General features: G+C 72.9%; 9 protein-coding genes and 2 pseudogenes. 3 read left to right on the top strand and 8 right to left on the bottom strand.

The annotated features are described in order from the left end of the window. Positions 1–74: 74 nt before the first annotated feature. From ACYP53_RS31395 to ACYP53_RS31370, 6 genes and pseudogenes are all read right to left on the bottom strand, one after another. Positions 75–566, bottom strand: a complete 492-nt coding sequence (locus tag ACYP53_RS31395; protein ID WP_459649937.1) for a hypothetical protein — start codon at positions 564–566, stop codon at positions 75–77. A 21-nt stretch (positions 567–587) separates the two neighbouring features. Beyond that, positions 588–962: an alpha-L-fucosidase gene (locus ACYP53_RS31390; RefSeq protein ID WP_459650934.1), complete on the bottom strand. Its 375-nt coding sequence runs from the start codon at positions 960–962 to the stop codon at positions 588–590. A 355-nt stretch (positions 963–1,317) separates the two neighbouring features. Further along, positions 1,318–2,013 carry a FadR/GntR family transcriptional regulator gene (locus ACYP53_RS31385; protein WP_459649936.1) on the bottom strand — a complete coding sequence of 232 codons (696 nt, stop codon included), beginning with the start codon at positions 2,011–2,013 and terminating at the stop codon, positions 1,318–1,320. 125 nt (positions 2,014–2,138) lie between these two features. Continuing rightward, positions 2,139–2,300, bottom strand: a pseudogene (locus ACYP53_RS31380) (SDR family NAD(P)-dependent oxidoreductase); the annotation flags it as partial. A gap of 52 nt (positions 2,301–2,352) precedes the next feature. Beyond that, a pseudogene (locus tag ACYP53_RS31375) lies at positions 2,353–2,558 on the bottom strand (fumarylacetoacetate hydrolase family protein); the annotation flags it as partial. A gap of 193 nt (positions 2,559–2,751) precedes the next feature. Continuing rightward, on the bottom strand, positions 2,752–3,726 hold the full coding sequence (locus tag ACYP53_RS31370; protein ID WP_459649935.1) for a glycoside hydrolase family 6 protein: 975 nt from the start codon (positions 3,724–3,726) through the stop codon (positions 2,752–2,754). A 212-nt stretch (positions 3,727–3,938) separates the two neighbouring features. Here ACYP53_RS31370 and ACYP53_RS31365 point away from each other — a divergent pair, with 212 nt between their 5' ends. Next, a complete protein-coding gene (locus ACYP53_RS31365; RefSeq protein ID WP_459649934.1) occupies positions 3,939–4,946 on the top strand; it encodes a LacI family DNA-binding transcriptional regulator in 1,008 nt (335 codons plus the stop codon). Positions 4,947–5,056: 110 nt separating this feature from the next. On the opposite strand, the gene ACYP53_RS31360 is transcribed toward ACYP53_RS31365, so the two are convergent. Together ACYP53_RS31360 and ACYP53_RS31355 are read right to left on the bottom strand one after the other, a co-directional pair. Further along, positions 5,057–7,510: a SpoIIE family protein phosphatase gene (locus ACYP53_RS31360; RefSeq protein ID WP_459649933.1), complete on the bottom strand. Its 2,454-nt coding sequence runs from the start codon at positions 7,508–7,510 to the stop codon at positions 5,057–5,059. Between the two features lie 106 nt (positions 7,511–7,616). Next, a complete protein-coding gene (locus tag ACYP53_RS31355; protein ID WP_459649932.1) occupies positions 7,617–8,537 on the bottom strand; it encodes an NADP-dependent oxidoreductase in 921 nt (306 codons plus the stop codon). A gap of 362 nt (positions 8,538–8,899) precedes the next feature. On the opposite strand from ACYP53_RS31355, the gene ACYP53_RS31350 reads away from it, so the two are divergent. Both ACYP53_RS31350 and ACYP53_RS31345 read left to right on the top strand, forming a co-directional pair. After that, positions 8,900–10,279 carry a jacalin-like lectin gene (locus ACYP53_RS31350; RefSeq protein WP_459649931.1) on the top strand — a complete coding sequence of 460 codons (1,380 nt, stop codon included), beginning with the start codon at positions 8,900–8,902 and terminating at the stop codon, positions 10,277–10,279. Positions 10,280–10,440: 161 nt separating this feature from the next. After that, positions 10,441–12,369 (top strand): phosphatase PAP2 family protein, encoded by a 1,929-nt coding sequence (locus tag ACYP53_RS31345; RefSeq protein ID WP_459649930.1) that lies wholly within the window; start codon positions 10,441–10,443, stop codon positions 12,367–12,369. Positions 12,370–12,401 lie beyond the last annotated feature (32 nt).

The raw sequence follows: 12,401 nt of genomic DNA, 5'->3' as shown, positions 1-12,401 counted from the left end.
ACCCTCCGGGCCACTCGCTGAGTACCAACGCCAAAATGAGTAGTACTCATTCGTCCGAACTGTGGACCACTTAACTAGTGAAAATCTGCGGGGACGGACGGGTCCAGGAAGGGGCGGTCGTAGACCTTCAGTGTCGCGGACGAAGCAGCTGACCAGCATGGCCATCGCCGAGGAGAAGGGCATGGCGTGGTCGCCGGTGTACGCCCAGGTGTCGCGGAGACGCTGAACGCCTTCTGGACCAGACGGCCGAAGCGGATCGGCCCGCTCGGCACCACGAACCCCTCGTCGATGTCGTAGTCGCCCACCCACCCCGAACGCGGGTTGGATGGCACGTCCGGCTGGTGCCGGCGGATCAGGCCGGTGAGCCCGAGCGGCTTGCCGGTGTCCGGCTCGTTCTCGCCGTACGCGGCGTCCACCGGCCAGTCGTTGGCCGGATCGCGGTAGCGGCCGGGCTCCCAGAAGAAGGAGCCGTCCGCGTCGGTGCCCTCGTAGTTCCACGGGTACGGGCTGCCGGGCAGTACGCAGTCGGAGGTGAGCGCGGGGCTCGGAGGGTTCGCCCCGGTCACGTCGTAGTTGCCGGGGGAGCGTCAGTCGAGCGGCGAGTAGTAGAACCCGACGCGCAGTCCGGTCGCGCGCACGGCGTCCGCGTAGCGTTCGACGAAGTCCGTACCGGCGGGGAACGCGGCGTCGGCGGTGGTCCAGGCGTTGGGGTGGCGGGTGGGCCGCAGGGCGAAGCTGTCGTGGTGACGAGTAGTCAGAACGACTTCTCCGGCGCCCAGTTCACGGGCCGGTGCGGCCCAGGCGGCGGGGTCGAAGGACTGCGACCGGGCGGCGAAGGTGCCGGTGTGCTGCGACCGGTAGGCGGTCGGCTTGGTCTTCGCCACGAACATGTGCCACTCACCCTGAGCCGGTACGGAGTGGACGCCCCAGTGGATGAACATGGACAGCTTGTTGTCGCGCAGCCGCTGGAGCCTGCTGTCCGGCTGCTGCCGGATTCCCTGGTCGGGCTTCGGGATGCGCAGAGGGACGAGGGGGAGCGGCCCGCTATCGACCTCGGCGGCAACTACCGGGCCCGGTGGGCATAGTTGTCCGGCTGTTGGATTGTGACATGGATGCTCCGTCTGTCCGGGAATGATCGCTGTCGGTGGACTGCGCGAGTCAGGTGCAGGTATCGCCTGTCGACTTGTTCATGTACTGACAAGTGATGGCAGGTGCGAGGCGCCACATCGCAGCGGTGGACCCGGCCCGCCGCGGCACGGTCCGCGGGAGCGCCGTCGGCGTGTGACGCCCGGAGAGGGGCGTCACACGCGGCCCCGGTCAGCCGAGGGGCGATCCCGCCTCGCCGAGGGTGTCGCGGAGCCACTGCTCGACCCCGGCGACGTGCACGGTGGCCCAGGAGTGGGCGAGTTCAGGGCGACGGCCGGCGATCGCGTCGAAGATCGCGCGGTGCTGGAGGCGGGTGCCGGCCCCCGCTCCCTCCTCGGTCAGCCCGCGCCAGATCCGGGCCCGCATGGTGGGCCCGGACAGGCCGTCGATCAGCGAGCAGAGCACGGTGTTGCCCGACCCGGCCGCGATCCTGCGGTGGAACTCCATGTCGTTGGCGATGAGTTCCTCCAGCGACGCGTCCTCGTCCAGGCTCGCCAGCACCTCGCCCAGGCCCGCGATCTCCTCCTCGGACATGAGCCGGGCGGCCATTGCGGCGGCGGCGGGCTCCAGGATGCGTCGGACCTCCAGGAACTCCAGGACCGTGTCGTCCTGGTGGAAGTCGACGACGAAACCGAGCGCGTCCATGAGGACTTCGGGCTCCAGGCTGGTCACGTACGTGCCGTCGCCCTGGCGCACGTCGAGGACCCGGATGAGCGACAGGGCCTTGACCGCCTCCCGCAGCGAGCTGCGGGACAGACCGAGCCGGTCCGCGAGGTCGGCCTCCTTCGGGAGCCGCGCACCGGGGCGGAGCTCACCGCTCACGATCATGGCCTTGATCTTCTCGATCGCCTCGTCGGTGACTGGCACGGCCCCATCCCTTCTGGTCATCTGATCTTCGCAGCATAGAGGCTCCGCTCGGCCGGGCTCAGGGCTTCCGGACTCAGGGGCTTCCGGACTTCGGGGCCCGGCCGGCCGTCGCGCCTCCCTCACCCGCGCTGGGGCAGGCCGGTCGTGATGACGATGGAGCCGAGGTTGACCACCGAGGCGTGGGCGGAGCGGCGCAGGTGGGGCAGGGCGGCCCGGGTGGTGCGCACGACGCCCATCAGGTTGACGTCCAGGACGCGGTGCCACTGCTCGTCCGGGTCGTCCGCCACGGGGTGTCGAGGGCGGTGATCCGGGCAGTGGTTGCGGGCAAGGGGGTGCCTTTCACGCGTTGGTGAACGTCTGGCGCTGGGTGCCGAGGCCGTCGATGGACAGTTCGACGGTGTCGCCCTCGCGGAGGTAGGGGTGCCGGGCAGGCCGAGGGCCACGCCGGCCGGGGTGCCGGTGTTGATGACGTCGCCGGGGCGCAGCACCATGTACTGGCTGAGGTACCAGATGAGGTAGGCGACGTCGAAGACCATGTTCTTGGTCCGATGCTTCCCGCTGTCGGCCAGACTGTCGGCCGGACCGTTGGCCCGCAGAGCCTGCCGCGCCATCAGTCATCCGATGACTGAAGACGGCTGCCCGGCCGCTCCGCGACCCTCCACCCCTGGTGGCCGGCCACGGGCGAGCGCCCCCGTCCCGGGGGTGGCCGGGGCGGGGGCGCTCCTCAACGGTCCGCGGTCAGTAGCCGTAGACCATCTTGTAGGCGACCTCGGGCAGGAACTGTCCGGCGGTGGATCCCGCGCCGACGCCGCAGTTGCCGTCGGACTCGCCGGGCACCTTGATCCACAGCAGCATCTCGGCGCCGCCGCCCCACGTCGTGGCGGTCCCGATCCTGCGCCCCGCCGGGTTGCACCACGCGCCGTTGGAGCCGTTGCCGTTGCGGCTGGTGTCGACGACGAACGGCTTGGTGAAGCCCTTCGTCGACCTCAGGGCCGCGTTGACCGCGTTGCCGTAGGCGACGTTCTCCCCGGTGGTGACGTAGTTCGACACGTTCAGGGAGAAGCCGTGGGCACCGGCCACCCCCGCCGCGGCCAGGTGCCGGGCCATGGTGTCGGCGCTCAGCCAGGCGGGGTTGCCGGCGTCCAGGTAGACCCAGGTGTTCGGGGCCTTGGCCTTGAACTGCGCGACGGCGTCGTTCAGCAGCCCGTTTCGCTCGGAGATCTGAGCCTGGGACATGCAGCTCTCGTCGCCGAGCGAGTCGGGTTCGAGGACGACCACGGCCGGCCGGTTGCCGATGCCGGAGGCGAAGGCGGCGATCCAGGTCCGGTAGTCGGCGGCGCTGCCCGCCCCGCCGCCGGACTGGCCGGCGCAGATGTCCCGGTTGGGGATGTTGTACGCCACCAGGATCGGCCGTTTGCCGGTGGCGGCGGCCGCGCCGGTGTAGGCCCCGGTCGCCGTTCCGATGGCACCGCTCCAGTTGCCGAACCAGCGCGCCGTCGGCACGTTGGCGATCGACGCCTGGATCGCGGGGGCGCGGCCGTCGCCGCGGTGGGTGTTCACCCACTGCTGCGCGCTGGAGTCGGGGTCGACGTAGAAGCCGTTGTCCGAGGCGGTGAGGTCGGCGGCGTGGGCGCTCCCGGGGAGGAGCGCGAGCAGGGCGGCGGTCAGGGCGGGTGCTATGAGCAGGGACAGCCGGCGGTTCGATCGGCGCATGGGGGGTTCCTCCGCTACGGGGTGGGGGTGCGGCGTGCGGGAGTCGAACGTTTCGAGTATGTTTCCGAATGTTGTCGGAAACCTAGGGCCGTCCTGACCCTCCGTCAAGACCTCCGGCAGGATCGGACCCGACCCCCCGCCCGGGTTAGCATCCCTGCCGTACGTCCACCCACGACGGAGTCCGCCCGGCAGGGGCAGCGCAGGAGGAACCCGTGACCAGAGCGGCGACGCTCGCCGAGATCGCGCAGGAGGCCGGGGTCTCCGCGCCGACGGTTTCGAAAGTCCTGAACGGCCGGGCCGACGTCGCCCAGGCCACCCGGGAGAAGGTTGAGGAGCTGCTGCACCGGCACGGCTACCGGCGGCGCGGGGGCGGCCGCCAGGCGAGCCCGCTGCTGGAGCTGGTCTTCCACGAGCTGGAGAGCGCCTGGGCGGTGGAGGTGATCCGGGGCGTGGAGAACGCGGTGCGCGAGGAGGGGCTGAGCATTGTGCTCTCCGAGTCCGCCGGACGGCTCAGCCCCGGCCAGTCCTGGGTCGACGGGGTGCTCGCCCGCCGGCCGACCGGCGTGGTGCTGGTGCTGTCCGACCTCAGCCGCTCCCAGCGGGAGCAGCTGGCCGGCCGGGGCATCCCGTTCGTGGTGATGGACCCGGCCGGGGACCCCGGCCAGGACGTGCCCGCCGTCGGCACCACCAACTGGGACGGCGGCCTCGCCGCCACCCGGCACCTGCTCGACCTCGGCCACCGCCGGATCGGCCTGATCGGCGGCCCCGCCCGGATGATGTGCGGCCGGGCCCGGGCCGACGGCTACCGGGCGGCGCTCGACATGGCGGGCATCCCGTACGACCCCGAGCTGGTCCGCGAGGGCGACTTCCACCACGAGTCGGGACACCGGCTCGGCCTGGAGCTGCTGGCGCTCCAGGACCGGCCGACCGCCGTGTTCGCCGGGAACGACCTGCAGGCGCTCGGCCTGTACGAGGCAGCCCGGGAACGGGGGCTGCGCGTGCCGGAGGACCTCAGCGTGGTCGGCTTCGACGACCTGCCGCTGGCCCGCTGGGTGGGCCCGCCGCTGACCACCGTGCGCCAGCCGCTGACCGAGATGGCCGAGACCGCGGCCCGCCTGGCGATCGACCTGGCCCGCGGGGTGCGGCCCGGCACGCTCCGGGTGGACCTGGCCACCAGCCTGGTCGAGCGCGGCAGCACCGCCCCGCCCGGGAGCGGCTGACGGGGCCTCGGACCGGTCCCGCGGTCACCGGAGGCCGATGGATTGTCCGAAACTTTCGATGACTCTGCCCCGCCCTGCCCCGCCCTGCCCGGTCCCGTCCCCGTACCGCCCTACGGCGCGTCGATGGTCTGGGCGCACCAGATCGTCTTGCCGTTGGTGCTGTGCCGGGTGCCCCAGCCCTGGGTGAGCTGGGCGACGAGCATCAGGCCCCGGCCGCCCTCGTCGAAGGTGCGCGCCCGGCGCAGGTGCGGGGAGGTGTCACTGCCGTCGGAGACCTCGCAGATCAGCGAGGCGTTCCGGATCAGCCGCAGCCTGATGGGCGGTTGGCCGTACTTGATGGCGTTGGTGACGAGTTCGCTGACGACCAGTTCGGTGACGAACGCCGTCTCCTCCAGGCCCCAGACGGCCAGCTGCTCGGCGGCCAGCCGCCTGGCGTGCGCCACCTGCTCGAAATCGGGCTCGATGTCCCAGTCGGCGACGTGGTCGGGGTCCAGCGCGCGGGTGCGGGCGAGCAGCAGGGCCGCGTCGTCGGTGCGGTGCTCCGGCAGCATGGCCTTCATCGTCGTGTCGCAGAGCGCCTCCAGCGACGCGGCCGGTTCGCTCAGCAGCCGGAGCAGGTCGCCGGCCCCCCGTTCGCCGCCGCGCTCACGGCTCTCCACCAGGCCGTCGGTGTAGAGGGCGAGCAGACTGCCCTCGGGCAGGTCGACCTCGACCGCCTCGAACGGCAGCCCGCCGACGCCCAGCGGCGGCCCCGGCTGCGCTTCGATCGGGGTGCCGGCGCCGTCCGGGGTGATGACCAGCGGCAGCGGATGGCCCGCGCTCGCCATGGCGCAGCGGCGGGACACCGGGTCGTACACCGCGTACAGGCAGGTGGCGCCGGTCTCGCCGGTCGGATCGTCACCGCGTTCGGGGTGGAGGTCGTCGGGAAGGTGGAGGACCAGGTCGTCCAGGTGGGTGAGCAGCTCGTCCGGCGGCAGGTCCACGTCGGCCAGGGTGCGGACCGCCGTGCGGAGCCGGCCCATGCTGGCGGAGGCGTGCAGGCCGTGGCCGACGACATCGCCGACGACCAGGGCGACCCGGGCGCCGGACAGCGGGATGACGTCGAACCAGTCGCCGCCCACGCCGGCGCCGGCTCCCGCGGGCAGATAGCCGGAGGCCACGTCGATCGCCCCGTGGTGCGGCAGCCGCTGGGGCAGCAGGCTACGTTGCAGGGTCAGCGCGAGGGCGTGCTCGCGGGTGTACCGGCGGGCGTTGTCGATGGCGATGGCGGCCTTGGCGGCCAACTCCTCGGCGAGGATCAGATCGTCGGCCGTGAAGGCCTCGGGCCGGTCGCGGCGGGCGAACGCCACGACGCCGAGCACGGCGCCGCGCGCCAGCAGCGGCACGGTGATCCGGCCCGTCAGCCCCTGGGCGGCGATGGTCACGTCGATCATCGGCATGCCCGGCGGCCAGTGCGCCGGGTCGGCGGCGAGACCGGGGCCGAAGGCCCATTCGCCGCCCTGGCTGGGCTCGGCGGCGAGCTGGACCATGGAGGTGCCGGCGGCCATGCAGCGGGCGGGGACGGAACCGGGGGCGTAGCCGACCGGGGCCGGGGATCCGGCGGGCGGCTCGGGGTACTGCCTCCCGCCGTGCAGGGCGGCCCGGCCGAGCGTGATGGTCCCACCGGCGGTGACGGCGGTGGCCGAGGGCGGTTCGTCTCCGCGCAGCACCTCGTCGAAGAGGTCGACGGTGACGAGGTCGGCGAAGCCCGGCACCGGGGTTTCGGCCAGTTCCCGGGCGGTGCTGATCACGTCCAGGGTCCGGCCGATGCCCCGGGTGGCCTCGTTGAGGATGAGCAGGCGCTGGCGGGCCCAGTACTCGGCGCTCATGTCGAAGCCCCAGTTGGCGACCGCGCGCACCGTGCCCTCGGCGTCCCGGACGGGCCACATGCTGGTGGCCCAGGCGTTCGCGTAGTCGCTGCCCAGCGGACGGAAGATCGTGATGAGACGCGCGGGCACGCCCGTCCTGGCCACCTCGGAGAGCTTGTCGGTGTACGGGACACCCTGCAGTTCGGGGAAGAGCTCGCGGTACTTCTCCCCGAGGATCTGCTCCTCGGTGTGCGCGATCACCCGGCACGCGGCGTCGTTGACCCAGAGGAACCGCAGGTCGGGGTCGTAGACGCCGAGGGCGAAGGGGCACTGCTCGAAGGCCCGGTCGGCGATCACGGGCCGGCGGTCCCAGCGCTGCACGGTCATCACCCGGCCCAGGGCCCCGCCGTCGGCGCCGCGCAGGGCCTGGACCGTCACCACGGCGTCCACCGGGGCGCCGTTCCGGTGGCGCAGGGTGACCAGGCCCGAGGGGGAGACGCCTGGGCTGTCACTTCCGGGGCCGTCGGTTCCGGGGCCGTCACTGCCGGGGAAGCCGAGCGGGGGGTCGACCAGGAAGTCGGTCACGGGGCGGCCGACGGTCTGCTCCGCCGGCCAGCCCAGCAACCGCAGTCCGCCCTCGCTCCAGCCGGTCACCACGCCGTCCGGGCCGACCACGACAACGGCTGTGGGTGCGTCCCGCTCGCCAGTCGTCTCCACGCGCGCCTCCGTCCGGGCAGCCGTGCACGCCGGAGGTGGGGTTCCGGCACCTGGCTCCAGCCTAGGTCCGGTCTTCGAGCTCCCGCCTGCGGGAGGCGGCGGGAGGTCAGGGCACGACGACCAGCTTTCCGCGGGTGCGCCCGGTGCGGCTGGCGTCGAAGGCCTCACCCGTCCGCTCCAGCGGGAAGGTGCCGGCGACCTCGACGGTCAGGACGCCGCGGTCGACGGCCGCCGCGAGTTCGGCGAGCTTTGCGCCGTCCGGGCGGACCCAGAGCCAGTGGCCGCCGTGCTTCTCCACGGTCGGATCGGCGATCGAGATGTGCCGCCCGCCGTCGGCGAGCACGGCCAGCGTCGTCTCCAGCTGGCCGCCGACGAAGTCCGCGACGGCCGACACCCCGTCGGGGGCCAGCGCGCGCACCCGCTCGACGAGGCCGTCCCCGTACGTCACCGGTTCGGCGCCCAGCTCGCGCAGGTACGCGTGGTTGCGCTCCGAGGCGGTGCCGATCACCCGGGCCCCGCGGTCGCGGCCGAGCTGGACGGCGAGGCTGCCCACGCCGCCGGCGGCGCCGTGCACCAGCAGCACGTCGGCGGGGCCCACCGCGAGCCGGTCCAGGCTGCGCAGCGCGGTGAGTCCGGCCAGCGGCAGCCCGGCCGCCTGCGCCCAGTCGAGCCCGGCGGGTTTGCGCGCCACCGCGGGTGCGGCGACCGAGACGTACTCGGCGAAGGTGCCGCCCTGCACCACGTCCTTGCGGGCGTAGGCCATCACCTCGTCCCCGGGGGCGAACTCGGGGGTGTCGGGGCCGACCGCGGTGACCACGCCGGCCACGTCCCAGCCGGGGACGGCGGGGAAGACCGTGTCCATCATGCCGTCCAGGCCGCCCGCCATGACCTTCCAGTCGACCGGGTTGACGGAGGCCGCCCGGACCTGGATCAGCACCTGGCCGGGGCCGACCTTCGGGTCGGGCACGTCGCCGTACCGCAGCCGGGAGTTGTCGGGGGCGTACGAGTCGTAGGTCACCGCGCGCATGAACTGACCTCCAAGGAGCCGGTGTTGCGGCCGCGCGCACCGGCCGGTGGGTGCGGCGCCGTGGGCCACGCTATGCCCGGGGCGGGCGCCCGGCACCCGCGCCGACCCGTCGGAGGGTACGGCGCCGGGCCGGTGCGGAGGCTGAGGACCCGGCACCCCGTCCCTTCCCGGCGTCAGGCGGCGTCGGGAAAGAACAGTCTGTTAACGCTAACAGAACCTTTGTGCGAAACATGGCATGGCCTCGTAAAAGTGCAGGTCAGAGGCTATGCGGGCGGCCGTCGGCGGTGTTGACGCGCTCATGGTCCGCTCGGATACGCTCCGGGGCACCGGATCCCCGTGGTCGTACTCCGATCGGAGCACCGATGTCCAAGCCCCGCCTCCACCACCCCCTCGTCCGCGCCGTCCTCGGCGGCGCGCTCGGCGCGGCCGCCGCGCTGGGCGGCCTGATCACCGCGCCGGCCGCGCAAGCCGCGCAAGGCGCGCAAGCCGCCGCCGGGGGCGGGTCGTTCTCCGTGCTGACGTACAACGTCGCGGGACTCCCGCAGGTGGTGAACAGCTCCTCGACCGAGCGGCAGAGCAGCACCACCGCCATCGGCGGCCGGCTCGGGCCGTACGACGTCGTGAACGTCCAGGAGGACTTCAACTACCACGCCGCGCTGTACGCCGCCGACTCCCACCCGAACCGCACGGCGACCAGCGGCGGGGCGGGCATCGGCAGCGGCCTCAACACCCTGTCCGGACTCGCCTACGACACCGACGACTTCGAGCGGGTCAAGTGGAAGGACTGCCAGCTGGACTCCGGTGACTGCCTCACCCCCAAGGGGTTCACCTTCATGCGGACCCGGCTGGCCGAGGGCGTGTACGTGGACTTCTACAACCTCCACGCGAACGCGGGCACGGAGCCCGGCGACGAGGCCGCCCGCGCCGCCAACCTGGCGCAGCTCACCGGCTACATCCGCACCCACTCGGCGGGGAACGCCGTCGTCGTGATGGGCGACACCAACACGCGCTACACCCGCGCCGACGACACCATCGCCGCCTTCGCCGCCGACAACCGGCTGACCGACGCGTGGGTGCAGCTGGAGCGCGGCGGCGTGGCGCCGGCCCGCGGCGCCGACCCGCTGCTGTGCGACCAGAACGCGCCCACCGACACCTGCGAGATCGTCGACAAGGTCCTCTACCGCAGCAGCGCGCTGGTGTCGCTGACCGCGACCTCGTACGCCAACAAGCACGCCGACTTCCTGGACGCCTCCGGCAAGATGCTCTCCGACCACGACCCGGTCGCCGTGGGCTTCACCTGGAGCCGGAACGAGGCCTACCTGGCGAGTGAGCAGTTCGGCGGCCCGCACGGCGACTTCTACGACGACATCGACCGCGTCCCGGCCGGCGCCCGGGCCACCGCGGTCAGCCTCCGGGCCGGCACCCGGCTCGACCAGGTCGGACTGACCCTCGCCGACGGCACCGCCCTCACCCACGGCGGCACCGGCGGCACCGCCTCCTCGCTCACCCTGGGCAGCGGCGAGTACGTGAACGCGGCCACCCTCTGCCAGGGCTCGTACAACGGACACACCCGGATCTTCTACGCCTCGTTCAGCACCAACCTGGGCCGCTCCCTGGCCGGCGGAACCACCACCGCCGACTGCGTGACCCGCACCGCGCCCGCCGGCTGGCAGCTCGCCGGGTTCCACGGTCGCTCCGGCGACGGGGTCGACAAGCTCGGCTTCCTGTTCACCCGCCGCTGAGCCCCGCACCTCCCCGCACCTCCCCGAACGTCCCCGGCCCGGGCCGCCACCCGGGCCGGGGATCCGCTGTACCCCCGTACACCGCACAGGCCGCCCGCACACCGCACAGCCCGCCCGCACGCCGCTCCGCCGCCAGGCCCACCACAGCAGGAAGACCAGCAATGAACGATCAGCCCACCCTGAACCGCCGCCGCTTCCTGCGCAGTTCCGCAGCCACCTCGGTCGGCCTGCTCACCGCGCCCACCGCCCTGAGCCTGCTGACCGCCCCGCAGCGGGCCGCCGCCGCGCCCGCCGCCCCCGTCCCGGGCGCCGCCTTCGTGGACTCCTACGCCACCAACACGATGGCCGACCTCACCCCGGAGGGGAACGCCGCCGTGCGCATCCTCACCGGGATGAACCGGATCTGGCACACCGGCGCGTCCTGGAACGACGGCTCGCCGATCATGGCCGACGTGCTGCGCGCCAACGTGCGCTACTGCGTGGAGGTCACCACCGAGCGCAGCGCGGAGCAGGCCAAGGAGGCGTTCCTCTACGACCGGCAGCACCAGGGCTACTCCGTCATCGCCGGCCTCGGCCCGCTCGCCGACCTGTACCGCACGGGTGCCAAGGCCGTCACCTCGATCACCTCCGCGCCCGACTCCACCCCGCCCGCGAAGATCGACGACGGCGTCCCGGCCGGCGCGCCCGCCGGGTCCGCGATCGGCCCCGGCGCCGTCGACTCGGAGCTGGGCCAGGTGGTCACCCTGGTCAACACGCTGCGCGGCCCGTACGCCTCCGGCAACCCCTCCAAGTACGCCTACCGCTACCCGCGACCCTGGCGGATGAACGCGGACAGCGCCGTGGTCGACACCGGCACCACCGACGCCCTCGGCTTCCCGGTGTACAAGTCCGACGTCGTGGTCGCCCCGCAGCTGCTGCGCCAGCGCAGCAACTCCCCGGTGGACGACGGCGGTTTCGTGAGCGGTCACACCAACGCCTTCCACCTGTCCGCGCTGGCCCTGGCCTACGCCGTGCCCGAGCGGTTCCAGGAGATGATCACCCGGGCCTTCGAGCTCGGCCACACCCGGATCACCGCGGGCATGCACTCCCCGCTCGACGTCATGGGCGGCCGGATGCTCGCCACCGCCCTCGCCGCCGCCACCCTGAACGACCCGCGCAACGCCGCCCTCAAGGCCGCCGCCCGGAGCCAGGCCGCCGCGTACTTCCGGGCGAAGACCGGCTCCACCGCCGACACCCTGTTCGAGTACGCCCACCGGGCCGGCACCGACCAGGACGCGTACGCCGACCGCGACACCAACGCCGAGCAGGTCACGCCGAAGCTGACGTACGTCCTGCGCCGTAGTGGCCGGAACGTCCCGATGACGGTGCCCAAGGGCGCCGAGGTGCTGCTGGAGACCCGCCTGCCGTACCTGGACGCGGCCCAGCGTCGTGAGGTGCTGCGCACCACCGCGCTGCCCTCGGGCTACGTCCTGTTCGACGGTCCGGAGATGTGGGGCCGGCTCAACCTGTTCGCGGCGGCCGACGGCTACGGCGCGTTCGACCGGGACGTGACGGTCGAACTGAACGCCGCCGACGGCGGGTTCTCCGCCTCCGACGCCTGGCAGAACGACATCGCCGGCCCGGGCGGCCTCACCAAGCGCGGCACCGGCAAGCTGACCCTGAGCGGCACCAACCGCTACACCGGTGCCACCGTGGTGGCGGGCGGGGTCCTGGAGGCCGGCTCCCGCGACGCCCTCGGGCGCGGCGACGTCCAGGTCCGCGGCGGCGTGCTGCGGGTGGACGCCGAGCGGGGTGCCGCCCGGGTGCACGGCGACCTCCTCCAGTCGGCCAAGACGCGCCTGGAGCTGGTGGTCAACCACCGCCACTCACCGGCGCTGACGGTCGGCGGCCGGGTGACGATCAGTCAGAACACCGAGCTCGTGCTGGAGTTCGCGGACGGCATCGAGCCGGCCGACGAGATGGTGCTGCCGGTGCTCAACGGGCGTACGCTGCAAGGCGAGTTCAGTAGCGTCACCGTCGACGCGGACGGGTACGAGGTGACGCCGCTGTACACCCACGACGGCCTCTCGGTGCGACTGACCCGCTGCTGAACCGACTGTGAGCGTTCCCGGGACCGAGGAGG

This window comes from Kitasatospora sp. Ki12 (assembly GCF_054601375.1).
Note: the sequence above shows the minus strand (reverse complement) of the source record. Positions and strands in the feature narration are given on the sequence as shown.